The sequence below is a fragment of the uncultured Polaribacter sp. genome, from assembly GCF_947497125.1.
GTDB lineage: Bacteria > Bacteroidota > Bacteroidia > Flavobacteriales > Flavobacteriaceae > Polaribacter.
The window spans coordinates 15,903-40,837 of the sequence record NZ_CANMFI010000004.1 but is presented as its reverse complement, the minus strand read 5'-3'; the positions used below and the strand labels follow the sequence as shown (position 1 = coordinate 40,837).

22 protein-coding genes, 3 tRNA genes and 1 riboswitch are annotated in these 24,935 nt (G+C 31.0%); of the genes, 17 read left to right on the top strand and 8 right to left on the bottom strand.

All coding sequences use genetic code 11. From position 1 onward, the window contains the following. Window positions 1-188 precede the first annotated feature (188 nt). Window positions 189-2,753 carry an ATP-dependent Clp protease ATP-binding subunit gene (locus tag Q0678_RS07155; protein ID WP_299055908.1) on the bottom strand — a complete coding sequence of 855 codons (2,565 nt, stop codon included), beginning with the start codon at window positions 2,751-2,753 and terminating at the stop codon, window positions 189-191. Window positions 2,754-3,024: 271 nt separating this feature from the next. Here Q0678_RS07155 and gyrA point away from each other — a divergent pair, with 271 nt between their 5' ends. Together gyrA and Q0678_RS07145 are read left to right on the top strand one after the other, a co-directional pair. Beyond that, on the top strand, window positions 3,025-5,556 hold the full coding sequence (gene gyrA, locus Q0678_RS07150; protein WP_299055905.1) for a DNA gyrase subunit A: 2,532 nt from the start codon (window positions 3,025-3,027) through the stop codon (window positions 5,554-5,556). A gap of 21 nt (window positions 5,557-5,577) precedes the next feature. Beyond that, entirely contained in the window at window positions 5,578-6,822 is a 1,245-nt protein-coding gene (locus Q0678_RS07145; protein ID WP_299055902.1) for a tetratricopeptide repeat protein, read from the top strand. A 97-nt stretch (window positions 6,823-6,919) separates the two neighbouring features. On the opposite strand, the gene Q0678_RS07140 is transcribed toward Q0678_RS07145, so the two are convergent. Next, the gene (locus Q0678_RS07140) at window positions 6,920-7,690 is read right to left on the bottom strand and encodes an NlpC/P60 family protein (RefSeq protein WP_299055899.1); all 771 of its coding nucleotides are present in this window, start codon (window positions 7,688-7,690) and stop codon (window positions 6,920-6,922) included. Between the two features lie 20 nt (window positions 7,691-7,710). Continuing rightward, entirely contained in the window at window positions 7,711-8,889 is a 1,179-nt protein-coding gene (locus Q0678_RS07135; RefSeq protein ID WP_299055897.1) for an acetyl-CoA C-acyltransferase, read from the bottom strand. A 125-nt stretch (window positions 8,890-9,014) separates the two neighbouring features. Here Q0678_RS07135 and Q0678_RS07130 point away from each other — a divergent pair, with 125 nt between their 5' ends. From Q0678_RS07130 to Q0678_RS07115, 4 genes are all read left to right on the top strand, one after another. Then, window positions 9,015-11,078, top strand: coding sequence for an HDIG domain-containing metalloprotein (locus Q0678_RS07130; protein ID WP_299055894.1), 2,064 nt, complete (start codon window positions 9,015-9,017; stop codon window positions 11,076-11,078). A 103-nt stretch (window positions 11,079-11,181) separates the two neighbouring features. Next, window positions 11,182-11,265: transfer RNA gene (locus tag Q0678_RS07125), tRNA-Ser, on the top strand. A 19-nt stretch (window positions 11,266-11,284) separates the two neighbouring features. Continuing rightward, window positions 11,285-11,359: transfer RNA gene (locus tag Q0678_RS07120), tRNA-Pro, on the top strand. Between the two features lie 30 nt (window positions 11,360-11,389). After that, window positions 11,390-11,463: transfer RNA gene (locus Q0678_RS07115), tRNA-Arg, on the top strand. A gap of 314 nt (window positions 11,464-11,777) precedes the next feature. Here the strand turns inward: Q0678_RS07115 and Q0678_RS07110 are convergent. Both Q0678_RS07110 and Q0678_RS07105 read right to left on the bottom strand, forming a co-directional pair. Next, window positions 11,778-11,936, bottom strand: coding sequence for a hypothetical protein (locus Q0678_RS07110; protein ID WP_299055892.1), 159 nt, complete (start codon window positions 11,934-11,936; stop codon window positions 11,778-11,780). A 196-nt stretch (window positions 11,937-12,132) separates the two neighbouring features. Beyond that, window positions 12,133-12,867 carry a hypothetical protein gene (locus Q0678_RS07105; protein WP_299055889.1) on the bottom strand — a complete coding sequence of 245 codons (735 nt, stop codon included), beginning with the start codon at window positions 12,865-12,867 and terminating at the stop codon, window positions 12,133-12,135. Window positions 12,868-13,125: 258 nt separating this feature from the next. Between Q0678_RS07105 and Q0678_RS07100 the strand changes: the two genes are divergently transcribed. From Q0678_RS07100 to Q0678_RS07055, 10 genes are all read left to right on the top strand, one after another. Beyond that, the gene (locus tag Q0678_RS07100; RefSeq protein ID WP_299055886.1) at window positions 13,126-13,488 is read left to right on the top strand and encodes a hypothetical protein; all 363 of its coding nucleotides are present in this window, start codon (window positions 13,126-13,128) and stop codon (window positions 13,486-13,488) included. A gap of 80 nt (window positions 13,489-13,568) precedes the next feature. Next, window positions 13,569-14,738, top strand: coding sequence for a BspA family leucine-rich repeat surface protein (locus Q0678_RS07095; protein WP_299055882.1), 1,170 nt, complete (start codon window positions 13,569-13,571; stop codon window positions 14,736-14,738). 60 nt (window positions 14,739-14,798) lie between these two features. Further along, window positions 14,799-15,032: a hypothetical protein gene (locus Q0678_RS07090; RefSeq protein ID WP_299055879.1), complete on the top strand. Its 234-nt coding sequence runs from the start codon at window positions 14,799-14,801 to the stop codon at window positions 15,030-15,032. A gap of 10 nt (window positions 15,033-15,042) precedes the next feature. Further along, complete coding sequence (locus tag Q0678_RS07085) at window positions 15,043-15,282, top strand: hypothetical protein (RefSeq protein WP_299055873.1); 240 nt, start codon at window positions 15,043-15,045, stop codon at window positions 15,280-15,282. A gap of 114 nt (window positions 15,283-15,396) precedes the next feature. After that, window positions 15,397-15,999, top strand: coding sequence for a BspA family leucine-rich repeat surface protein (locus Q0678_RS07080; RefSeq protein ID WP_299055872.1), 603 nt, complete (start codon window positions 15,397-15,399; stop codon window positions 15,997-15,999). Further along, window positions 15,963-17,072, top strand: a complete 1,110-nt coding sequence (locus Q0678_RS07075) for a BspA family leucine-rich repeat surface protein (protein WP_299055869.1) — start codon at window positions 15,963-15,965, stop codon at window positions 17,070-17,072. The genes Q0678_RS07080 and Q0678_RS07075 overlap by 37 nt, the downstream gene beginning before the upstream one ends. Before the next feature lie 543 nt (window positions 17,073-17,615). Next, on the top strand, window positions 17,616-19,421 hold the full coding sequence (locus Q0678_RS07070; RefSeq protein WP_299055866.1) for a BspA family leucine-rich repeat surface protein: 1,806 nt from the start codon (window positions 17,616-17,618) through the stop codon (window positions 19,419-19,421). 455 nt (window positions 19,422-19,876) lie between these two features. After that, complete coding sequence (locus tag Q0678_RS07065; protein ID WP_299055864.1) at window positions 19,877-21,979, top strand: BspA family leucine-rich repeat surface protein; 2,103 nt, start codon at window positions 19,877-19,879, stop codon at window positions 21,977-21,979. Further along, window positions 21,972-22,160 carry a hypothetical protein gene (locus Q0678_RS07060; RefSeq protein WP_299055861.1) on the top strand — a complete coding sequence of 63 codons (189 nt, stop codon included), beginning with the start codon at window positions 21,972-21,974 and terminating at the stop codon, window positions 22,158-22,160. The genes Q0678_RS07065 and Q0678_RS07060 overlap by 8 nt, the downstream gene beginning before the upstream one ends. A gap of 128 nt (window positions 22,161-22,288) precedes the next feature. Further along, on the top strand, window positions 22,289-22,459 hold the full coding sequence (locus Q0678_RS07055) for a hypothetical protein (protein ID WP_299055857.1): 171 nt from the start codon (window positions 22,289-22,291) through the stop codon (window positions 22,457-22,459). Between the two features lie 31 nt (window positions 22,460-22,490). On the opposite strand, the gene Q0678_RS07050 is transcribed toward Q0678_RS07055, so the two are convergent. Further along, window positions 22,491-22,694, bottom strand: coding sequence for a hypothetical protein (locus Q0678_RS07050; RefSeq protein ID WP_299055855.1), 204 nt, complete (start codon window positions 22,692-22,694; stop codon window positions 22,491-22,493). Continuing rightward, the gene (locus Q0678_RS07045; protein ID WP_299055852.1) at window positions 22,667-23,077 is read right to left on the bottom strand and encodes a hypothetical protein; all 411 of its coding nucleotides are present in this window, start codon (window positions 23,075-23,077) and stop codon (window positions 22,667-22,669) included. Before Q0678_RS07045 ends, Q0678_RS07050 begins: the two co-directional genes overlap by 28 nt. A gap of 589 nt (window positions 23,078-23,666) precedes the next feature. Between Q0678_RS07045 and Q0678_RS07040 the strand changes: the two genes are divergently transcribed. After that, window positions 23,667-24,125, top strand: coding sequence for a hypothetical protein (locus Q0678_RS07040; protein ID WP_299055849.1), 459 nt, complete (start codon window positions 23,667-23,669; stop codon window positions 24,123-24,125). A gap of 98 nt (window positions 24,126-24,223) precedes the next feature. Here Q0678_RS07040 and Q0678_RS07035 read toward each other — a convergent pair whose 3' ends face one another. After that, window positions 24,224-24,760, bottom strand: a complete 537-nt coding sequence (locus Q0678_RS07035; RefSeq protein WP_299055847.1) for a hypothetical protein — start codon at window positions 24,758-24,760, stop codon at window positions 24,224-24,226. A 38-nt stretch (window positions 24,761-24,798) separates the two neighbouring features. Next, window positions 24,799-24,896, bottom strand: a riboswitch (SAM-I-IV-variant riboswitch). Window positions 24,897-24,935: the final 39 nt, after the last annotated feature.

Sequence of the window (24,935 nt, the reverse complement as noted above, 5' to 3'; positions counted from 1 at the left end):
CTAGAACGGAGTTCATCATTATAATTTAAGTTAGCAAAGATAATATTTTATAGTATACTAAATAGTTATTAGTATTTACATCTTATTAAACAATTTTATAAAGCATTATTCTGATAAGTGTATTGATTTTAATAAATAAGATAATTTTATAAAAAAATAATCCCAAACAAGTGTTTGGGATTATTAAATTAAGATTCTGTTTCTGTTCTAATTTCAGGTTTTTTCTTTCCTTTTTTGATTTTGATGGTCAGTTTATTTTCTTTTTCATCTAAATCCATAGAAATAGTATCTCCTTCAGAAAGTTTAGAGTTTACAATTTCTTCTGCCAAGGCATCTTCAATATACTTCTGAATAGCTCTTTTTAAAGGTCTCGCTCCATACTTTTTATCAAAACCTTTGTCTGCTATATAATCTTTAGCTTTTTCACTTAATATAAGAGTGTAGCCTAAATCAGATATTCGATGTAAAAGTTTATCTAATTCAATATCAATGATAGAATGAATGTCGTTTCTTTCTAAGGCATTAAAAACAATTACATCATCTATTCTATTTAAAAATTCTGGTGCAAAAGATTTCTTCAATGCGCCTTCTATGACAGATTTAGCGTGTTCATCTGCTTGTGCAGTTTTGGCAGATGTACCAAAACCAACACCGCCACCAAAATCTTTTAATTGACGTGCGCCAATGTTAGATGTCATGATGATAATAGTATTTCTAAAATCAATTTTTCTACCTAAACTATCAGTAATATGACCATCATCTAAAATTTGTAAAAGCATGTTAAAGACATCAGGATGAGCTTTTTCAATTTCATCTAGTAGAATGACAGCATATGGTTTTCTTCTTACTTTTTCGGTTAATTGACCGCCTTCTTCATATCCTACATATCCTGGAGGTGCACCAATTAAACGAGAAATGGCAAATTTTTCCATGTATTCACTCATATCAATTCTAATTAAAGAATCGTCAGAGTCAAATAGTTCACGTGCTAATACTTTCGCTAATTGTGTTTTTCCTACTCCTGTTTGTCCTAAGAAAATAAAAGAACCAATAGGTTTGTTAGGGTCTTTTAAGCCTACTCGGTTTCTCTGTATGGCTTTAACTACTTTAGTAACTGCCACATCTTGCCCAATAACTTTTCCTTTAATAAGAGCAGGAAGCTCGTGTAGTCTGCTGGTTTCTGCTTCTGCAACTCTGTTTACAGGAATGCCGGTCATCATAGATACAACTTCTGCAACATTGTCTTCTGTAACAACTTCTCTATTTAATTTTGCATCTTCTTCCCACTGATTTTGAGCAGAATTTAAAGCAGCTTCAATATTTTTTTCGTCATCACGCAGTTTGGCAGCTTCTTCATACCTTTGCCCGTGTACTGCTTTTGTTTTCTGTTCTCTAATACCCTCTAACTTTTCTTCTAAATCTAAAACTTGTTGAGGTACAATAATGTTGGTAATATGAATTCTAGAGCCTGCTTCATCCAAAGCATCTATTGCTTTGTCTGGCAGGTATCTGTCAGTCATATACCTATTCGTTAATTTAACACAAGCCTCTAAAGCATCATCGGTATAATTTACATGATGATGTTCTTCGTACTTCCCTTTTATATTTTGAAGTATTTGTATGGTTTCTTCTACGGATGTAGGATTGACAATTACTTTTTGAAAACGTCTTTCTAGCGCGCCGTCTTTTTCGATATTTGTTCTAAATTCATCTAAGGTTGTAGCACCAATACATTGAATTTCTCCTCTTGCCAAAGCAGGTTTTAACATGTTAGAAGCGTCTAAAGAACCTGTTGCGCCACCAGCACCAACAATAGTATGAATTTCATCAATAAAAAGAATGATGTCGTCATTTTTTTCAAGCTCGTTCATTAACGCTTTCATACGTTCTTCAAACTGACCACGGTATTTTGTGCCAGCAACTAAGCTAGCTAAGTCTAAAGAAATAAGTCTTTTGTCAAATAAAATTCTAGATACTTTTCGTTCTACAATTCGCAATGCCAAACCTTCTGCAATGGCAGATTTACCCACACCAGGTTCTCCTATTAGCATTGGGTTATTTTTCTTTCTTCTACTTAAAATTTGTGAAACACGTTCAATTTCTTGCTTTCTACCAACAACAGGATCTAGCTTTCCTTTTTCGGCTAAGTCTGTTAAATCTCGGCCAAAATTATCTAAAACAGGTGTTTTCGATTTTTTTACTGATTTTCCTTTAGGTGATTGTTCGAAAGGGTTTGATTTTTCAGATTCAAATTCGCCTTCAGAAGGTGTTTCTGCAATTGGATTTACAGGCAAGTCAGCATCTAAATTATCTGCATGTAATTGTTTGTACAAAGCCTTTGCTTCATCATAATTTACATGATGTTTGTGAATCAGTTTTGTTGTAGGGTCGTTTTCGTTTCTTAAAATACATAATAATAAATGAGCAGTATCTATGGCATCACTTTTATATAGTTTTGCTTCTAAAAATGTTGTTTTTAAAGCTTTTTCTGCCTGTCTTGTAAGTTTTAAACTTGGCTTTTCGTCTGTTGTTAAGAAACTAGGATTTGCAGGGTTTAGTAATTCTAACCTTTTGCGTAGCAAATCTAAATTAACATCAAAAGCTGTTAAAATTTCTATTGCTTTATTATCTGCATTTCTAATTAAACCTAATAATAGATGTTCTGTTCCAATAAATTCGTGCCCTAATCGCAGTGCTTCTTCTTTACTGAATGTAATAACATCTCTAACCTTTGGTGAAAAATTATCGTCCATATTTCTATCTATCTAGTATTGATTTTTTTTATTTGGTCTCTTTTTTTAAAAATTGATTACAAAAAAGATGCCAGTAGTAAATAACTGTCAGTTTGACTGGCATACCAAGGTAGAAAACTCTTGTAAATCAAGCAAATAAAATAGTGTTAAAAATTATCAAAAAATGTTGATAACTCACCCTCTTTAGAACCGTAAAAACCTTTGTGCATACAAGTTTAAAATAGTATCTTGCCTTGTTTTAAAAATTACAATAAATTAAACAAATATAAATATGGCAGACGGAGAAAAGTTAATTCCTATTAATATTGAAGAGCAAATGAAAGCGGCGTACATCGATTACTCGATGTCTGTAATTGTTTCTCGTGCATTACCAGATGTAAGAGACGGTTTAAAGCCAGTTCATAGAAGGGTTTTGTATGGAATGCATGAGTTAGGGATTAAAGCAACAGGGTCTTACAAGAAATCGGCAAGAATTGTTGGTGAGGTTTTGGGTAAGTATCATCCTCATGGAGATACTTCTGTATACGATTCAATGGTTCGTATGGCTCAAAACTGGAGCGTTCGTTATATGATGGTTGATGGCCAAGGTAACTTTGGTTCTGTAGATGGAGATTCTCCGGCAGCAATGCGTTATACAGAGGTTAGAATGCAGAAAATATCAGAAGAAATGTTAGCTGATATTGAAAAAGATACTGTAGATCATACTTTAAATTTTGATGATACACTTCAAGAACCTATTGTATTGCCAACAAAAATACCTGGTTTATTAATAAATGGTGCTTCTGGTATTGCAGTTGGTATGGCTACCAACATGGCACCACACAATTTAACAGAGGTAATTAATGGTACGGTTGCATATATCGATAATAGAGATATTGAAATAGATGAGTTGATGCAGCATATTACCGCACCAGATTTTCCTACTGGAGGTATTATTTATGGTTATGATGGCGTACGCGATGCATTTCATACCGGTAGAGGTCGTATTGTTATGCGTGCTAAAGCCATTATCGAAGAGGTAAAGGGTAGAGAGTGTATTATTGTTACAGAAATACCTTACCAAGTTAACAAAGCAGAAATGATTAAAAAAACTGCAGATTTAGTTAACGAGAAAAAGTTAGAAGGAATCGCTAATATTAGAGATGAATCTGATAGAAACGGTATGCGTATTGTTTATATCTTAAAAAGAGATGCAATACCAAACATTGTTTTAAATAAGTTATTTAAATATACACAACTACAAACTTCTTTTAGTGTAAATAATATTGCGCTAGTAAAAGGTAGACCAGAGCAGTTAAATTTAAAGCAATTAATACATTATTTTGTAGAACATAGACATGAGGTTGTTGTTCGTAGAACAGAATTCGAACTTAAAAAAGCAGAAGCAAGAGCGCATATTTTAGAAGGTTTAATAATTGCTTCGGATAATATTGATGAAGTAATTAAGATTATTAGAGCCTCTTCTAATGCAGATCAAGCCAGAGAAAGTTTAATTGAACGTTTTGAATTGACAGAAATTCAAGCAAAAGCAATTGTAGAAATGCGTTTGCGTCAATTAACAGGTCTAGAGCAAGATAAGTTAAGAGATGAGTTTGATGCAATAATGCTAACTATTACAGATTTAAAAGATATTTTGGCAAATGAGCCAAGACGTTACCAAATTATAAAAGACGAGTTGCTTCTTATTAAAGATAAATATGGAGACGAACGAAGATCTGTTATAGAATATGCCGGTGGTGATATGCGTATAGAAGACATGATACCAGATACTAAAGTAGTGGTAACAATTTCGAATGCAGGGTATCTAAAAAGAACAAATTTAGAGGAGTATAAAGTTCAGAATAGAGGAGGTAGAGGCCAAAAAGGAGCGACTACTAGAAATGAAGATTTCTTAGAACACCTATTTGTAGGAACAAATCATCAATACATGATGTTTTTTACTCAAAAAGGAAAAGTGTTTTGGATGCGTGTTTATGAAATTCCAGAAGGAGGTAAAAACACCAAAGGTAGAGCCATGCAAAACCTTATCAATATTGAACAAGATGATAGCGTAAAAGCATTTTTGGTTACTCAAGATTTAAAAGATGAAGAATATGTAAATAATCATTATGTGATTATGGCTACTAAAAAAGGTCAAGTTAAAAAAACTTCTTTAGAGCAGTATTCTAGACCAAGAACAAACGGTATTAACGCAATTACCATTAAAGAAGGTGATGAGTTGTTAGAAGCAAAATTAACAACCGGAGATAGCCAAGTAATGTTAGCATTAAAGTCTGGTAAATCTATCCGTTTCGAAGAAGCTAAAACACGCCCAATGGGTAGAACCGCTTCTGGTGTAAGAGGTATTACTTTACAACATGAAAATGATGAGGTTGTAGGTATGGTTGCTGTTAATGATATGGAAAGTAATATTTTGGTAGTTTCAGAAAAAGGGTATGGTAAACGCTCTAAATTAGAAGATTACAGAATTACAAACAGAGGTGGTAAAGGTGTTAAAACTTTAAATATTTCTGAAAAAACTGGTGAGCTGGTAGCTATTAAAAACGTAGACGATTCTAACGATTTAATGATTATTAACAAATCTGGTTTAACCATAAGAATGGCTGTAGAAGATTTAAGAGTTATGGGACGTGCAACACAAGGAGTTCGTTTGATTAATATTAAAGATTCTGATAGTATTGCTGCGGTTGCTAAAGTAGCCCATGAAGAAGATGCTGATGATGATATTGAAAATGAATCTGAAGTAGCTACTGAAAACGGCACGGAAATTGACAATGAAACTAAAGATAATAACGAAGAATAATAAATTAAATACATTTTAAAAATGAAAAAACAATTATTAGCACTTACTATAGGTTTTGCATCTATTGCAACTTTTGCTCAAAAAGATGAACTAAAAGTGGTAGAAAAAGCGATTAAAAAAGGTGAGTTTAAAGAAGCAAAAGCTGCTATTTTAAGTTTAGAAGCATCAGAAGATACTATGGATGCTAAGTATAAAGCAAAATATTTATTCTTAAAAGGAGAAGCTTACGGTAAATCTAATGTGTCTAAATCTGCAGATGCTTATAACAAGTTGATTGCTTTTGAAAACGAAACGGGTAAGCAAAAGTATTCTAAATTAGCAAAACCAAAATTAGGTGAATTGGTACAATTTGTTTCTAATAGCGCTATTGAAGAATATAATAATAAAGATTATAATAGTGCCGCTAAGAATTTTTATTTAACCTATAAATTAAGTCCTATAGATACTTCTTTTTTGTTTAATGCTGCCTTAAGTTCTTCAATAGCTGAGGATTATGAAACTTCTTTAAAATATTATAAAGAACTTCAAGACATAAACTATACAGGTATTGTTACAAAATATTTAGCTGTAAATAAAGAAACAGGAGAAGAAGAAGATTTAGGAACTAAAACCAACAGAGATGCCATGGTTAAGTTTGGTAAGTATACCAATCCAACTACATCAGCATCAGAATCTAAGCAAGCAGAAATTATTAAAAACATTGGTTATATCTATGTAAACCAAGGAAAGCCAGAATTAGCAATTGCTGCATTAGAAGAGGCTAGAAAATCGAATCCGAAAGATATTAACTTACTTTTAAACCAAGCTCAAATGTACATTAAGCTAGAAAAAATGGATAAGTTTGGTGAGTTAATGGAAGAAGCTGTTGAAATAGATCCAACAAATCCTAATTTATTTTTTAACTTAGGGGTTGTAAATGCTGGCGAAAATAAAATAGAAGAGGCAATTGGTTTTTATAAAAAAGCAATTGAATTAGACCCAGAGTATGGTGATGCATATTTAAATTTAGGGGTTACTATTTTAAATAAAAGAGTTGATGTTGTTAATGAGATGAATGAAAATTTATCAAATGATAAAAAATACTTCGAGTTAGAAGGACAATTAAAAGTAATTTGTAAAGAAGCTTTACCATTTATTATAGAGGCAGATAGAATTAAAAGAACTGAAGGAACTTTAGGTTCTCTTTTAAATATTTATGACACTCTAGAAATGGAAGCAGAAGCAGATGCTTTAAGACCTATTTATAAAGAAATGAGAGGTCAATAGTGTTCTCTTTTTGATCACAAAAAAAACCGAAACTATTAAAGTTTCGGTTTTTTTTATTGAAAATTTTTATAGTTTTAAGATTGTATTAAGTTCAAAATTAACCAATCATTCTTTTTATGATTCTTAATTTATGAGTGTGTTTTTGAAGATCTGCATTGTAAATACCACTATGGTCTAAAGTGTCTACTCTAACCTTGCCATAACAGTGAATTATATGGTATTCATTTAAAATAATACCAACATGTATAATTTCTCCTTTATCATTGTCAAAAAATGCAAGATCACCAGGCTCACTTTCTTCAATAAAACTTAACACTTCTCCCTGAGTTGCTTGCTGTTGTGCTTCTCTTAAAAGTGAGTGCCCACAAAGTTTGTAAACCATTTGTGTAAATCCATCAGAATCTATACCAAAAGGGGTTTTACCACCCAAAAGAAATGGTGAGTTTAAATAATAAAATGCAGCTTTTATAATTTCTTTTTTCGATTTTTTTTCAGAGGTGTGTGCACCTTCATATAAATAGTTGGTTGAATTTATTTGTAGGGCTTTATTTTTAAAAAAAGGTAAATTTGCACCTAAAGGTATCGTTGTTAACTCGTTATTTTTGTCTGTAATAAAATCGATGATTCCTGCAGATAGATATTGTTTATCCGCGGTTAGTTTTTCGTAAGTTTCTAAAGGTATTTGTTGGTATTGCTTGTTGTCTATAAATCCCTGATAATTATCAAAAGACAATTCAATTTTAGTAAATTCTTGATGAATTTCGATGATTTTAAAAGTTTCGCCAAAAAGAACTTGACTCACCATTTCTGATAAGTTTGATTCTTCTGCTCTTAAGGCAGCACTACTTAAATTACAAATACCAAACACCAATTTTTATTTTTACTTTTTTAAGAAATATTTTCTAAAATAAGAGCACTAGCACCGCCACCACCATTACAAATAGCTGCGGCTCCTATTTTTGCATTTTTTTGTTTTAAAATTGAAGTTAACGAAATAACTATTCTAGCGCCCGAAACCCCTAAAGGATGACCTAAAGAAACAGCACCGCCATTCACGTTTACAGTATCATCAGAAAGGCCTAATATTTTCATGTTTGCTAAACCAACAATAGAAAAAGCTTCATTAAGTTCAAAATAATCCACATCTTTTATAGATAAGTTTGCTTTTTTTAATGCTTTTGGTAATGCTTTTGCAGGTGCCGTTGTAAACCACTCTGGTTCATGAGCAGCATCTGCATAGGTTATAATTTTTGCAATTGGTTTAATGTTTAATTCTTTTGCTTTTTCAGCAGACATTAATATAAGTGCAGCACCACCATCATTTATAGTAGATGCATTTGCAGCAGTTACAGTTCCGTCTTTTGTAAATGCAGCTCTTAAGGCAGGTATTTTTTCTATTTTTACGTTTTGATATTCTTCATCTTCTGTAAAAATAATTGGTTCTCCACGTCTTTGAGGTATTTCTACAGGAACAATTTCATCTTTAAATTTCCCTTCGCTCCAAGCTTTTGCAGAACGCTTGTATGATTGAATTGCATAAGCATCTTGTTCTTCTCTAGAAAAATTATATTCTGTGGCACAGGCATCTGCACATACGCCCATTGCTACATTGTCATAAGCATCTACAAGTCCGTCTTTCTGAAGGCCATCTTCCATGGTAATTGGTCCAAATTTAGCACCAAATCTTGCATGTTGATAATGTGGAATCATACTCATGTTTTCCATACCGCCAGCAATTACAATATTAGCATCACCTAGAGCAATTGTTTGTGCTGCTAGCATGATTGCTTTCATACCCGATGCACAAACTTTATTTACGGTTGTACAAGGTACAGTGTTAGAAAGCCCAGCATAAATTGCCGCTTGTCTTGCAGGAGCTTGGCCTAACCCAGCAGAAACAACATTGCCCATAAAAACTTCTTCGACTAATTTTGGGTTTAAATTTATTTTATCTAGCGCTCCTTTTATAGCAATAGATCCTAATTTTGGAGCAGATATTTTAGATAAACTTCCCATGAAACTACCAATAGGAGTTCTGGCAACAGAGACAATTACAACTTCTTTCATAATAAAATTACCTTTAGTTTTGTGCTGCTAAATTAACTATTTTAATCGATTTTAGTTTTATTCTTAAGGTTGAATTTTTAACCTACATATTTTTATGGTAAGTTTGTTAAAATTACCTATTTCATATGAGTACAATCATTAATAAATTGTATCAAAACAATACAATTATCTATAAAGTTATTTTGTTTTTAGTAACCAGTGTTGCTATTGTGTATTTGTTTCCAAAAGGAGGCCAGTTTAAATATGATTTTAACAACGGTCAGCTCTGGATGCATGATAATTTGTACGCACCATTTGATTTTGCAATTCAAAAATCATCCGAAGAAATAGCAAATGAAAAAAAGGAAATTGAAGTAAACTCGAAACTTTATTTTTTAAATGATATTGATGTTGTTACACAAGTAAAAGATAAATATCAGAAAAGTGTTTCATTGATAAAAACAACTGATTCTTTAACGCAACAGCAAGTATTAGAATTGATTGAAATAGGTAATAAGACCATTAATTTTATCTACGATAAAGGTTTTTTTGAAGTTCTTAGCCAAGATAAAATTTTTAATAAAAATGACATTGTAGCAGTTAGAAAAGGGAATGAAGTAGCAGATGTGTTGTTTCATAGTTTTTTATCATCAAAACAAGTTTTAGACATAATTAGTAATAATTTACAAGAACAAGAAAGTGTTTACGGTGCAAAAGTGTTTTTAAATTTACTTTCTGAAATTGTAAAACCAAGTATCACTTTTGATGAAGAATACACTCAAAAAGTGGTGAATACAGAAATTAAAAAGATTTCTTACACCAAAGGAAAAGTAGCGTCTGGTAAATTAATTATTTTAAAAGGAGATGTTGTAGAAGGGAAAAAATTAGCCATTTTAAATTCTTTAAAAAGTGAGTCTGAGTCTCAGGTTTGGACAGAATCTAACTACAATTGGATTATTTTTGGTTATACCATCTTAGTTTCTATTGCGCTATTAATGTTGTTGTTGTTCCTAAAAAAATATAGAATTGAAATTTATGAGAATAACAATAAAGTAACATTTATATTTTTCAATGTTTTTTCAATGATTTTTATTCAAACATTGGTTATAAAATACAATTCAGATTTTTTATATGTGGTGCCATTAAGTGTATTGCCAATAGTTTTAAAAGCTTTTTTTGATGCACGTTTAGGTTTGTTTACTCATGTGTTAACTGTGTTGTTATTGGGGTATATTGTGCCAGATAGTTTCGAGTTTATTTATTTGCACATTATAGCAGGTATTGTAACCATATTAACAGTTTCTGAGTTGTATAAAAGAGCCAATTTATTTATTTCTGTGGCGCAGATTACAGGTATTTATATGCTTACCTATTTTGCTTTTTCTATTATAAAAGAGGGCAACGCTAGCCAAATTAATGGTACTTACTTTTTACTTTTTGCAGCCAATGGTTTGTTGTCTTTTTTGTCATTGATTTTAATTTATATGTATGAAAAACTATTTGGTTTAGTATCAGATGTTACTTTGTTAGAGCTTTCAAATACCAATAGTAAGCTTTTAAGAGAGTTAAATGAAAAAGCACCAGGAACGTTTCAGCATTCAATGCAAGTAGCAAATTTGGCAGAAGCTGCAGCAAATGAAATTGGTGCAAATTCGATGTTGGTAAGAACCGGTGCTTTATATCATGACATTGGTAAAATGTTAAACCCAATGTATTTTATTGAAAATCAATCTACAGGTGTAAACCCTCATAATGATTTATCTCCTAGAGATAGTGCAAGAATTATTACAGATCATGTAATAAAAGGGGTAGAGTTAGCAAAAAAGTATGATTTACCAGATCGATTAATCGATTTTATTAGAACCCATCATGGTACAAGTTTGGTGTATTATTTTTACATGAAAGAAAAAGAGTTAAATCCAGATAGTGAAGTAGATATTAAGAAATTTCAGTATCAAGGGCCGATTCCTTTTTCAAAAGAGACTGCTATTTTAATGATGTGTGATGCTGCAGAGGCTGCTTCAAAAAGTTTGGTAAAACCGAATTCATTAACAATAAGTAATTTGATAGATAAAATTGTATCAAAACAAATGGCTGATAATCAGTTTTTAAATTCAAATATTACCTTTAAAGAAATTGAAATTATTAAGAAAGTGATTAAGAAAAAACTAATGAATATATATCACGTAAGAATAGAATATCCGGACTAAAAAAAATATGTAAAAAAGTTTACAAACTGTTTGCTAAATTGTAAATGTAATACTACATTTGCACTCGCATTTTTAAATAAGTGCTTAAGTTCATTAAAAAATAGGAGAGGTGCCAGAGTGGTAATGGAGCAGATTGCTAATCTGTCGACGGGTAACTGTCGCCAGGGTTCGAGTCCCTGTCTCTCCGCAATTTTTATATACACTTTCGGGGTGTAGCGTAGCCCGGTCATCGCGCCTCGTTTGGGACGAGGAGGTCGCAGGTTCGAATCCTGCCACCCCGACACAGTTGGTCGTAACAACTTAAAAATTACGGGCTCTTAGCTCAGCTGGATAGAGCACCTCCCTTCTAAGGAGGCGGTCGAAGGTTCGAATCCTTCAGGGCTCACTTAAACTCTTGTTTAAACCTTGTTAAATGCTTGGTTTTCAAGAGTTTTTTGTTTTTAGTGAGTTTTTGAAATGTAGATTTGGAACGATAAATGGCACGATTATGCAATAACAACCAATATTAATGATTTGGCTTATACCAAATATAATTAATATTATTAAGCAAACAAAAAAAGCCAAAAAATCCAATACAACTTCACTTATACTGACCCCGGGTTACTTTTTAAAGATCACTTTCCTTTTTAGTACTTTGTTGTCAAATGTATATATAGCCTAAAGAGTTCACGTATAGCGTGTTTAATTTGAAGTTTAGGTTTATTTTGTAATACCAAATCTCTTACAAAAAGAATTCTTCGTCATTGTTTCATCGAATACTTTATTGTTATTTCTGTATTCATCTGCTATTTCTGAATACATAGGGTTACCCTCACTAAAATTCACTAAACCATAAGTTGCAGCAATATTCTGTAACATTAATTTTATGCTGCCTTTACTATGTCCAGTTTTTTCTGAACAGATCTCTTCGTTTTTTATCCAATTATCTAATATAAATCTTACTTGGTCTCTGGTATATTTTACTTTCATGTTTTCTTTATTATTTGTTTCAAATTAGTATCAACTTAGCTACGTATTTGCTCTGTTGAAATCAATAATCATTATTTCCCTTTGCTTATTCTTCTTCAATGTAGAATTTAATGCAACAAGATTGTCTATCCCTATAGTTACTACTGTAGTTTAATTCTCCCATAGATGCAATTGCAGATTGTAAAGAATTTTCACCTTCCTTAATAGTATACCCGATAAATTTTCCAATTCCTATTCCTCCGCTAACAAATTCCCAGAAAAATTCCTCTTCAAGCCCAAATTCGTTATAGAGTATTTCTAGATCTATTTTATCTCCATCCTCGGAACCCATCATGTTTTTATATTTAAAATAGTTATTGCGATCTGATTTTATAAAATCTATAAACCAATCAGTAACATCTTCATATAAGGTAACACTTAAGTCAGATAAATATAAATTTGGAATATCTTGTTTTTTTAATTTTTCTCCAATTAGAATAATATCATCCGCATCATCATATCCACCCCCTAAGCCTGGAAGTGAATTACCTTTTTTTGATAAATAGTTTTTAAGCTCTCTTGTCGTTAATGCATCTTCTTCTTCTTTTTCAATTATTTTGTCTAGCAAATATGCATTCGAATAAAACTTAGTTACCCAACATACTTTCAGTTTACTATTATCATTAAATTCTTTTATTTTATCTAATTTTAAATCGTTAACAACAACATTTTCTTTGATGTTTTTTAAAAATTTAGAATTATTGGTTAAATTACTATTTGCATCTCCAAACCAAATTGACTTTTTATTTACTTTGTTGCAAAATTTTTCGTGTATCTCCATATTTTTATCGTTTTATCTATTATCATAAAACCTACGTGTTTGCTATGTAAACTATATTGAGAAGCGTCTACTTTGAAGTAGTATACTCCTTATTAACTCTTTTTAAAGATACAAAAAAAGCATAGAAAAACCTAATTTTCTCGGCGTTAAAAGGTGTGTTTTAGATAAAAAATGAGTGTTGATTTTGTCCTATTACAAAGAAAATACTAAGACTATCTGATAATGCGTTATATGTTTAATTTTAAAAAAAAAATAATTATGAAATTATTACTTACCGCTTTATTATTAACGAGTTTAAGTGCTAAAGCACAAATGGAAAAATTTGAAGGAGTCTGGACATCACCTACTAGTTCTTACTTTACAACAATAATGTACAATGAAGAAAAGGATCAATTCAAAATAATCAATTTTAGCTTTAAAGAGGATGAAGTAATATATGAAAAGATTACAAAGGTAGAAGATGATAAGATTTTTACTTCCCTACATAATGAAAGTAACAGTTATTCTGTAAATGTTATTTATGAATTATTAAATGATGATCAAATTCTTTGTGTTTTTGAAGGTGATATAAATAGAAGAGTCGCTATTACTAGAATGCCTATGGATAAAAATTATGATTAGAATTTAATAGTTATATTTAAACCTTACAAGAAAAATACTAAAACCATCTGATAACACATAAATACAATAAAAAAATAACTATGAAATTTAATAACGAAACAATAAGAGTAGCAGTAAAAGAATGGTTAGACGACGAAATTAAAGCAGAGGCCAAATATGGTCATATTTCAGCTTGGGATACATCCAATGTAACAGATATGAGCGAAATGTTTTATTCTGCTGATTCATTTAATCAACCCATAGGAAATTGGGACGTGAGTAATGTAACTAATATGAAGTCTATGTTTATTGCCGCACGTTCTTTCAATCAACCTATAGTTAATTGGGATGTTAGTAAAGTTACTAATATGAATTCTATGTTTTCTAAAGCTAAATCTTTTAATCAACCTTTAGGGGACTGGGATGTTAGTAATGTAACTAACATGAATAATATGTTTTCAGGAGCTATATCATTTAACCAACCCATTGAGAATTGGGATGTAAGTAATGTAAATAACATGCGCGTTATGTTTGATAAAGCTAAATCATTTAATCAACCAATAGGTGATTGGGATGTGAGTAATGTAACTTACATGTCATTTATGTTTGAGAAAGCTGAATCTTTTAATCAACCCATAGAGGATTGGGATGTTAGTAATGTAACTAAAATGAATAATATGTTTTCAGGAGCTATATCATTTAACCAACCCATAGAGAATTGGGATGTAAGTAATGTAACTAACATGGATCGTATGTTTGAGAAAGCTGAATCTTTTAATCAACCCATAGAGGATTGGGATATAAGCAATGTTGAAGATATGTCAGAGATGTTTGATGGTGCTCAATCTTTTAATCAAGATGTAAGTAAATGGAATATTAATTTACAGACAAATGAAGAATCTGATTTAGAAATTCATTTAATGTATGAAGGAGCACTTTTCACATATATTAATGATAATGAAGATGAAATGACTTTTGAAGCCTTTGGTTTAATAGTTGAGTGTCCTAATGCTGAGGATTATGAGTGGGAAGTGAAAAATGCTTTAGGAGAGTTAGTTTTTACAAATAAAAGTAGTAGCAACGAAACTTATTTAATTACTGACTTGCCAGAAGATATAGTAGATTATGAATTCACTAATAGTGTTGGGAATCTTCATAATGAACCACTCAATTCTATAGAGGAAGCTAAGAGTTTCATAAAAAATCTAAATACAATTTCATTTAAGGAAATTAATCCGAAGGATGGAGAAAGCATAAGGTATATTGATTAAAATAAATTTATCTCAAGGAACCTCTTCATATCAAATGAATATCAACTTAACTTAAAAATTATGTCAACAATGAACAAAAATTATTTTTTTCTCTCTCAAGGTCTTTATGGCCAAAGATTAATCATTAAGATTAATAACCAAGGATTTTGTTATAATCATGATGAAATAGTTGATGCAAATAAAGAGAGTTTCTCAGAAGGTGGAAGCGCTAATAGGTCATGGTCTGAATATGGGTGCTATTCTAAAACTAATGGTTATCCTGGTTGGGCAAAAGAGCACATTAAAAAAATATAAAATTAGTATTATGAAAATTATATATTTATCATTGGCTATATTATTTTATCTTATAGGAACTTTGTTAGGCTTTGTACAAAAAACAAGAGGAGACCAATCAAAGGTTTCTAACCTTGAGGCAAAATATCCAATATTAACTTCTTTAAATCCATTTGGACAACCTGTTGCAACACTATTGATTATGTGTTTTTTTTTATATATCTATTCTATAGGCAATAAATCGACATGGTTATTGGTTAAAATTGATTAAAAGTTAACATTGTCTTAAATAGTAATTCAAGGAATATCCAACGTTGGACAGAGGATTGTTTAAGACAAATTTAGATACACTAATAAGAGAAACACAATAAAAAGAGGAATAATTATGGGAATATTTGACTGGTTATCTGGAAAAAGAAAACAACCAAAAAAAGAAGTAGTTGAACAGTATAAGATTAAAGATGACATGTCTACAAGCATTGATTCTTCTTTTGAAGAGCATAAAATGCTAAAAAGAGACACGAAGTTCGACAATGAAACAATACGGGAAGCTGTATCAGAATGGTTAGACGACGAAATTAAAGCAGAGGCCAAATATGGTCATATATCATCTTGGGATACATCCAATGTGACAGACATGTCATCTCTTTTTTTAGATGCTCATGAATTTAATTCACCTATTGACAAATGGGATGTATCTAATGTAACAACAATGAATGCAATGTTTGACAATGCGTATAATTTTAACCAACCTTTAAATAATTGGAATGTTTCAAAAGTTGAGGATATGGGTGAGATGTTTTCTTCGTTGGAGACTTTGAAGTTTAATCAACCTATAGGTGATTGGGATGTGAGTAAAGTTACTAATATGGAGCATATGTTTTCAAGAGCTGAATCATTTAATCAACCTATAGGTGATTGGGATGTGAGTAAAGTTACAAATATGGAGGGATGTTTAATTCTGCCAAATCTTTCAACCAATCTTTAGATAATTGGGATGTGAGTAAAGTTACTAATATGGAGGGGATGTTTAATTCTGCCAAATCTTTCAACCAATTTTTAGATAATTGGGACGTGAGTAGAGTTATTAATACGTATGGAATGTTTTTTAATGCGCATTGGGGAATGAAAAATAAATACGGAATAAATGGATTCATAAAGATTGATAGTGATAAGAAACAAAAATTTCAATATTTACATAATTTATTTGTTTTGGCAATTTCTGATGGAGAAATTTGTGAATCTGAATTAAAAATGATTAATGAATTAAGAGAAAAAATGAGTGTAAGTGAATCTGAATTTAAGGATTTGGTTTCAAGTATTATGGATGGGTCTTATGCGAAAAAAAACCCTGAAATACTGGTTCCAATTTCAGAAGATGAATCATGGGAACACCTTCAGGATATGGCTCTATTAGCTGCCTTAGATTATGAAATTGATGAAAAAGAAATTGAGGTTTTTAAGCAAATATCAGTTAGTATGGGCTATGATTCAAATAATAACCTAACTAAAGGTCTCGAAACATTAAAAGAAAAATTTAAAAAGGATTTAGATAAAGAGAATAAGACGAAGATAATTGATTCTGGAGAAAATAACAGATTTTTATCTTCGTGGTCAAAACAAGAATTAAGGGGAATACATAATCTTTTCAGAGGAGTGATTTTTGAAGCCTACCCTATGACTGATAATAAACACAAGAGCAGGTTAGGAGCAATGATAGGTTTTTTTCAGATGGCTTTCTGTAGTAATCAAGATACTTATTCATTCGTGGATAATAAAGCCTATCAGAATTTTGTTAAAGAAATTCAACTTGATAAAATATTACCTTCAAAAGATGGGATTAATTCATTAGTAGATCTTAATAAAAGAAAAAAGAATGAGTTATTATTTATGGTGACAATTCTAATTACTCAGAGTGGTGTTGGGTGGGATGAAGTCTTTGAAACTAAAGAGTTTAATTTGATAAGAAAAATGTTAGCTATTGAATTTAATGAAAATTCATATAATGAAATGTATGAAATATATTGTGAAGATGACGATAAACGATTAGATAGTCTATAATTGGTTCATTCTTCCTAATTTAAGTAAAAAAACCTTTTAAATCTTTTCAAGAGGCTCATGATAATAGTTAAAAACCAAATAGAAAATATCACATTAAAAGAATTAGGGTTAAAGTTAAAGGACATGTATTACAATGCTAAAAAGGGAGAATCTGTTGCAATGATTCATTTATATTGAATTAAATTTGCAAAAGAAATAATGGAAAGTAATTGCTCAAAAAAAGATATAGTAGCTGAATCCCAAATTCCTATGTCTTATTTAACAGAATTGACTAAAGGAATTAAATTAGCTAATTATGTTGAACCCAAAAACATAATTTGATAATATGAACTTAACAATTTGGGCTTTAATCGGATTGCCAATATCATTTGGGTTTCATCTCTTTATTATTGAAGAGTACTGGAAAAAAAGAAAAGATTATTTTATGATATGGCTATTAACTACTATTGTCTGGTTATCTTATTTGATTTTTTAGTTTACAAACATACTACGAGATATTCATGATAATAAAAATAAACTAATATTTTAAATATAATAAAAAATATGAAAAAGACAGAATACTTCGAAAATGGAAATATTAAACAAGAATGGGAAGAAAATGAAGATGGACAGCGTAATGGTATAACAAGATTAAATCATGAAAATGGGAAGCTTCTAACAGAGCTGAATTTTACTAATGGCATACAGAACGATGGAGATGTCGTTTGCTATCATGACGATGGTAGTAAAGCAAGCAAAGTAACTTTAGTAAATCACTTAATGAATGGCCCTTATTTCGAGTGGCACAGAAATGGCCAATTAAAGGCAGAAGGCGTCTACAAAGATAGAGAACTAACAGTTTTAAAGCAATGGGATGAAAATGGAGTCTTACTTGATTTTAAAACAATGAAATTCGATAACGAAACAATAAGAGTAGCAGTAAAAGAATGGTTGGATGATGAAATAAAAGCAGAGTCTAAATATGGCCATATTTCAGATTGGGATACTTCTGAGGTCACTGATATGTCATCCCTTTTTTTAGATGCTCCTGAATTTAATTCACCTATTGACAAATGGGACGTGTCTAATGTAACAACGATGAACGCAATGTTTGACAATGCGTATAATTTTAAACAACCATTAAATAATTGGAATGTTTCAAAAGTTGATGATATGGGTAGGATGTTTTTTGCTTCTAAATTATTTAATACACCATTAGATAATTGGGACGTTAGCAATGTAACTAATATGGAGTTTATGTTTTCTAAGGCAAAATCATTTAATCAACCCATAGGAGACTGGGATGTGAGTAATGTAACTCAAATGGAGTCTATGTTTTTAACTGCTGAATCATTTAACCAACCCATAGGAGACTGGGACGTTAGCAACGTAATTAATATGGAAAGTATGTTTGAGAATGCATTATCATTTAACCAACCCATAGGAGACTGGGACGTTAGCAACGTAATTAATATGGAAAGTATGTTTGAGGGAGCTAGTTCATTTAACCAACCCATAAGAGACTGGGATGTTAGCAATGTGACTAATATGGAAGGTATGTTTTGTGAAACTTTAGCATTCAATCAACCTATAGGATATTGGGATGTGAGTAAAGTTACTAATATGGAAGCAATGTTTTATGATACAAAATCATTTAACCAACCTATAGGACGTTGGGATGTAAGTAATGTAATTAATATGTCAGAGATGTTTAAGGAAGCTGAATCATTTAATCAACCTATAGGAGATTGGGATGTAAGCAATGTAACTAATATGGAGCTTATGTTTGATGGTGCTGAATCGTTTAATCAACCTATTGGGAATTGGGGTCTAAATACTGAAACTAATAAAGGTTCTATGTTAGATGAAAATGAATCATCTAAACAACTTACAGGAGATTGGGATGAAGATAGTTCATCCATAAATGATAACTTAGAAAAAATAACAATGTTAGTAACCTTTGCTAACACTTCTTTCTTTTCACACCCAGAAATATCAAATCTAATTGATTTACTTAATAATGATGACAAAGCTTTTATCAACAGAAGTAATAAATGTATTCAAGGAGATTTTGAGATGCCTGAAGAATTAAAAAATACTTTAAAAATACTTAACTATGAAACCGATGTTTCTGAGGCATTCGCTGGTCCCGGATGTATAGTGATGGATATTGATTGTACTGTAACATTTTTAATTAATGATAATAGTGCTATAGATTTAATAAAAAAATATCAAGACACAAATGAAGATTTAAGGTTAAATTTAAGTATTAATTGGGTGGAATCTGATTCAGAGTATTATTTTCAAAGTTGGGATGAGAATTTTATTGAAGATATCATCTCTGAAGAACCTGATTGGTTTGAAGATTAATTAAAGAGGTAGACATTAAAAAAATACAAAACTATGACAAAAAATGATAGAATAATAAACATTGTTTTCAACACAATAAATATCAAACTTAATAAGTCTCAATTAAATTCATCTACCATAAATAAAAATGGTATTTATTCTGTTGAACCAAATTTTAAAAGAAAAGAAAAAGACTGGCATTTAGTTCTTATAAATAACAGACAAAAGAAATTGTTTGTTTTTGAAATCACTAAAAACCATAAAGTCTATGACAGGTTGTATAACAGATCAGATAAGTGTCGATATAGGTTATTATTCGATTTAGATGACATGAGTTTTAGAGAAAGATTCAGTCATGAAAGCTTTTCCAAGTTTCTTACTGGAACATGTGAATACAATGAAGACGTTTTTTAATATATAATAAACAAGAAAATTATGGGAATATTTGATAGGTTATTTGGAAAAAGTAAACAACTATGAAAAAGATAGAGTACTACGAAAATGGAAATATTAAACAAGAACGGGAAGAGAATGAAGATGGACAGCGTCATGGGGTAACAAAATTATATCATGAAAATGGGCAACTTCAATTAGAGGTGAATTTTACGAATGGTGGACAAGATGATGGAGAAATAATTTCGTATCACAATAATGGAACTAAAGCCAGACAAGTTATTCTTTTAAACGGAGTGTTTAACGGAGAATATAAAGAGTGGTACAAAAACGGACAAAAAAAATTAGAAGGAACTTATAGGGATGGTAAGTCTACAGTTATTAAAGAATGGAGTGAAGATGGAGTACTATTTGATTATAAGATAATGAAATTTAATGACGAAACAATAAGAGTAGCAGTAAAAGAATGGTTGGATGATGAAATAAAAACAGAGTCCAAATATGGTCATATTTCAGATTGGGATACATCAAATGTGACATATATGTCAGAGTTGTTTAGGGAAGCTGAATCATTTAACCAACCTATTGGAAATTGGGACGTGAGTAAGGTAAGAGATATGGAGTCTATGTTTTCAGGAGCTGAATCATTTAATCAACCCATAGGACTTTGGGACGTGAGTAATGTGACAGATATGGACCAAATGTTTTCTCAAGCTAAATCATTTAATCAACCCATTGGAAATTGGGACGTGAGTAAGGTCACTAAAATGAGGAAAATGTTTTATTGTGCTAAATCATTTAATCAACCTATAGGAGACTGGGAAGTAAGTAATGTAACTTATATGAAGTTTATGTTTTCAGGAGCTGAATCATTTAATCAACCCATAGGACTTTGGGACGTGAGTAATGTGACTAACATGGAGAGTATGTTTTCAGGAGCTGAATCATTTAATCAACCCATAGGACTTTGGGACGTGAGTAATGTGACAGATATGGACCAAATGTTTTCTCAAGCTAAATCATTTAATCAGCCTATAGGAAATTGGGCCGTGAGTAAGGTCACTAAAATGAGGAAAATGTTTTATTGTGCTGAATCATTTAATCAACCCATAGGACTTTGGGACGTGAGTAATGTGTTTAACATGAGGGAAATATTTTATCGTGCTAAATCATTCAATCAACCCATAGGAGATTGGGATGTGAGTAATTTGACTAACATGGAGAGAATGTTTTCAGGAGCTGAATCATTTAATCAACCCATAGGACTTTGGGACGTGAGTAATGTGACAGATATAGACCAAATGTTTTCTCAAGCTAAATCATTTAATCAACCCATTGGAAATTGGGACGTTAATAAGGTCTCTAACATGAGGGAAATGTTTTCAGGAGCTAAATCATTTAATCAACCTATAGGAGACTGGGAAGTAAGTAATGTAACTTATATGAAGTTTATGTTTTCAGGAGCTGAATCATTTAATCAACCCATAGGACTTTGGGACGTGAGTAATGTGACTAACATGGAGAGTATGTTTTCAGGAGCTGAATCATTTAATCAACCCATAGGAGATTGGGATGTGAGTTATTCTACAAATATGAGCAAAATGTTTAATGAACCGCCTATCCTACAAAAAACTCAAACAAATTCAGTTCAAAGAAAAGGGATTTCCTATCTTAAAAAATTATTTAAAAGTAGAGACTATATTGAAATCGATTCTGGTTTACATTTCATGAATTCATTAAATGATGCGGTTCTGTATGAATATTTTTTAAGAGGAAATAGCATTTCCGTATTCGGAAATTTTATAAGATCAAATTTTTTTTCTGGAACTGGACCAGCACAGCCATATTTTGATTATATATTATTATCATTAATTAATGATGCACCTGCCAAAACTATGATGGATCAAAGCTTAAAACGCACTTCAATTAAGCGTATTCATTTAGAAGCTGAAATACCCTACCATGCTGGAATGAGCTACACAAAGAACTGTGGTAAATATTCTGCTTTTAAACTCCCTGACTTAGCATTTAAAAATTTAGAAAAAATTTCAATATTTAATTATCAAAATTTAGAGAGTTTAAAATTCTTACTAAATTGTAAGAAGCTTAAAAGAATAAAGCTTACACGTTGTGACAAAATTAAAGATGCAGATTTATTTGAAAAACAAATTTTAAAAAATGAATGATTCAGTAATTCAGTATGGCCCAAAGGGTAACACCAAAGAAATTGAAGATGTATTAACTCATATTTTCAATAATAACGATCAAATAACAAATCCAGGTCATAAACCAACACCAATCTGTATTTGGGGAACACATGGGTTGGGTAAAACAGAAATGTTTTGTATGATGGATGTATCTACTTAACCGATGGTTATGCAGATGCACCAAAAATTAAACCAAGATGTAAAGTTTTTTGGGTTATAACTCCAGAGGGGTCAATTGGGGCACATTTAAAATTTGGCAGAGCAATACAAATAAATAATTAAATCGAAATGATTAATTTACATAAAAATGGAGTAACTATTGTTGCTGATAAAAAAGCCAAAGTAGGATATGATGAAGTTGAGGTACTAGATGGATATATTGATGCTGTTGAGGAATTGGGTTTTGATGAGTTTATGAACAGTATGGGTAAAAAGGTTTTTCTTTATATAAGAGAATAAGAATAGTACTTTTTACCCACATTTTTTGAAATTACAATAACTCTTTAAGCTTGTCATCAGAATCTACGTCTATAGGAGAGCTAGTTATTTGATTACAGAATTCACTTGATATTTGTTTCCCTAAGAAGGTTTTAGAGGGTGTAAAGGACTTAATATATCCTTCATACACTAGATCCATTTTATAAAAAAGAATGGTAAGAATACGCTCTAAATCTCTTGGGTTTTTCTTAAGCACAAGCTCCTGTTCATGTATGAAAATACGTAATCAAAATTAACTTCATAATCTGGTATAATATCTTTAAGTTCTCTTTTATGTGTTTTAATGAATACACCATAGACATTTGAGTATAGGTAAGGGGTAATAAAAATATCTCTTACAACCTCATGTTCATGCTGCAAATGAATCTCATTAAAATTGTGATGAAGTGTTCCTAGCTTAACTGGTTTTGATTGAAAAAGCTTCCATTCGTATCCTCCCATCCAGTTTGGCTTGGCATCATAAGATGAAATGAAAAAATAATTATGAATAATCTCATTCGCATAGTTATCTAACAGGTAATCTACAGATTGATCTTCTGGTAAGAGGGCATCACTGGATTTTCCTACTCCAAATGTCATTCCATGACGGTGGAGTAGGGTTAAGTGTTCGTTATTCTTACCCCTCAATTACACACATAACATTCCCAATATCAGTTACTATCACTAAACTATAGGGGTCAAATTACAGTGAATATCAAAAAATATTTGTTTGATAAAATTAGAGGTTATAAGGAACATTTTCTTACCCCTATTGGTTATCGTAAGATATCTCAAATACTGAACGAAAAGGGTTTAAAAACACCTCGTGGGAGTGTGTTTAAGAACAACCACGTTTATTCCATTTATAAGAAAGGTTTAATTCGTGAAGAATGAATGAATAGAGAGGATATCGTTGAGGTTAAGGATTTTAAAGTTCAAAGAATTGAAAACCCAACAAAGGAATTTATTGAATCTGTCTGGGATAGAATTCATGTATTATGATGGTGTGTTATAAATAAATATTTTATATATTTAAAACTAGTTTCACGATTAAGTAATATCTTAATTTGTTTTAAGATATCTTTCACATCAAGATTTAATTAATTAAAAAAAAATAATAATAGCTTTTATGGACTCAAAAAAATACCTGACTATACAATCATCAATATATATTTTAAATAATTTTAGTATGGAAGCCCCTAATATTAAGTTTAAGCTTATAAGCTATGAGTGGCACGGAGCGGATGATCTTGACTTTAACATATTTAACAATGAGAAATTACCATCAGACACATATATTGGTACACCGTCACACTCTACATTTTCAGTTGAAGTTAACGAACCAACCTTATATATTAAACAATATAATGTACAGGACGGACCATTTGGTGAAGATGTTTTTATTGGGGTTTCTGAAACCAAAGACTTTAAAAAAATTGAATGGTATGTTTATAATTTTGGTAATGGTCAAAATAATGATTTGATTGATATTATTGGATTATTGTCTGTAGCATTAAGAGATGAGGACTTTGTTTATTCCTCAGATGGTATGCTCGGCTATTACGATAACTTTGAAAAAGTCGAACTAAACATTGATATTGATGTGAATAAACTAAAAAACATGTGGGAAGAGTTCAATGGGTTTTGACTTAATAACCACATTAATAAAACTTAAAAATTAATAATGAACAACAAACAAAGAAAAGTCTATTACCTCCGTATCGTGACATATAATATTGCATAGTTCTATTTTTTTAAATATTTCTTCAAATCTTTTTCATCTCCTTTTTTCTTGCACCATCCGCACCCAAACGTGTTGGTCTCTGTGGATATTATCATAAAGTGCTTTCCTTTAGAGAACGGACAATTCGCCTGCCATAAGTACTTATTATCTCCTGTTGGTTTTGGGTCTAATGATTGTGACTCTAAATACTCTGTAAAATGATTGGCCGTTGATAGCCCTTCTTTTTTTGATACATTAATCTCCTCCCTAATCTCTGAGACAATAGACTCTAAATCTTTTTTATTCAGATAACCTGCAGAATTAAACGTTGGTGGCCCATTCCACCTGATACTATAGGCAAAGTAGCCTTTTACAAAGTTGTAAACAGACTCTTTAGTGATTTCTGAGTTCAGCTCTGAATTGTATCCAGTTTTGGTATACTCTTCGTCTAAACTGTTCTTGTAAAATAATTTTTTTCCATCTATTAAATACAAATAGGTTGGAACATCAAACATTGTTTCTAATGTTTCTAAAAGGAATAGTTCTTGTGAATTTTTCATACAAATAAGTTTTATTTGTACTTCGATAAAGGAGTGTAGGAATTTTGTTTTTTTGACCCTAAGCCCGTATTATTTTACCACCGTGGTTTACTTACTCGGTTGGTATCCAACAATTGTTGAATTCGAAATACGATACAAATATAGTTACATTAAAATATATCTTAAAAAAATACAA

Bases quoted from the DNA above. Each gene is read 5' to 3' on its own strand.
- Q0678_RS07155 (WP_299055908.1), bottom strand. From the start codon at position 2,753: ATGGACGATAATTTTTCACCAAAGGTTAGAGATGTTATTACATTCAGT.
- gyrA (WP_299055905.1), top strand. From the start codon at position 3,025: ATGGCAGACGGAGAAAAGTTAATTCCTATTAATATTGAAGAGCAAATG.
- Q0678_RS07145 (WP_299055902.1), top strand. From the start codon at position 5,578: ATGAAAAAACAATTATTAGCACTTACTATAGGTTTTGCATCTATTGCA.
- Q0678_RS07135 (WP_299055897.1), bottom strand. From the start codon at position 8,889: ATGAAAGAAGTTGTAATTGTCTCTGTTGCCAGAACTCCTATTGGTAGT.
- Q0678_RS07130 (WP_299055894.1), top strand. From the start codon at position 9,015: ATGAGTACAATCATTAATAAATTGTATCAAAACAATACAATTATCTAT.
- Q0678_RS07110 (WP_299055892.1), bottom strand. From the start codon at position 11,936: ATGTTACAGAATATTGCTGCAACTTATGGTTTAGTGAATTTTAGTGAG.
- Q0678_RS07105 (WP_299055889.1), bottom strand. From the start codon at position 12,867: ATGGAGATACACGAAAAATTTTGCAACAAAGTAAATAAAAAGTCAATT.
- Q0678_RS07100 (WP_299055886.1), top strand. From the start codon at position 13,126: ATGAAATTATTACTTACCGCTTTATTATTAACGAGTTTAAGTGCTAAA.
- Q0678_RS07095 (WP_299055882.1), top strand. From the start codon at position 13,569: ATGAAATTTAATAACGAAACAATAAGAGTAGCAGTAAAAGAATGGTTA.
- Q0678_RS07090 (WP_299055879.1), top strand. From the start codon at position 14,799: ATGTCAACAATGAACAAAAATTATTTTTTTCTCTCTCAAGGTCTTTAT.
- Q0678_RS07085 (WP_299055873.1), top strand. From the start codon at position 15,043: ATGAAAATTATATATTTATCATTGGCTATATTATTTTATCTTATAGGA.
- Q0678_RS07080 (WP_299055872.1), top strand. From the start codon at position 15,397: ATGGGAATATTTGACTGGTTATCTGGAAAAAGAAAACAACCAAAAAAA.
- Q0678_RS07075 (WP_299055869.1), top strand. From the start codon at position 15,963: ATGTTTAATTCTGCCAAATCTTTCAACCAATCTTTAGATAATTGGGAT.
- Q0678_RS07070 (WP_299055866.1), top strand. From the start codon at position 17,616: ATGAAAAAGACAGAATACTTCGAAAATGGAAATATTAAACAAGAATGG.
- Q0678_RS07065 (WP_299055864.1), top strand. From the start codon at position 19,877: ATGAAAAAGATAGAGTACTACGAAAATGGAAATATTAAACAAGAACGG.
- Q0678_RS07060 (WP_299055861.1), top strand. From the start codon at position 21,972: ATGAATGATTCAGTAATTCAGTATGGCCCAAAGGGTAACACCAAAGAA.
- Q0678_RS07055 (WP_299055857.1), top strand. From the start codon at position 22,289: ATGATTAATTTACATAAAAATGGAGTAACTATTGTTGCTGATAAAAAA.
- Q0678_RS07045 (WP_299055852.1), bottom strand. From the start codon at position 23,077: ATGACATTTGGAGTAGGAAAATCCAGTGATGCCCTCTTACCAGAAGAT.
- Q0678_RS07040 (WP_299055849.1), top strand. From the start codon at position 23,667: ATGGAAGCCCCTAATATTAAGTTTAAGCTTATAAGCTATGAGTGGCAC.
- Q0678_RS07035 (WP_299055847.1), bottom strand. From the start codon at position 24,760: ATGAAAAATTCACAAGAACTATTCCTTTTAGAAACATTAGAAACAATG.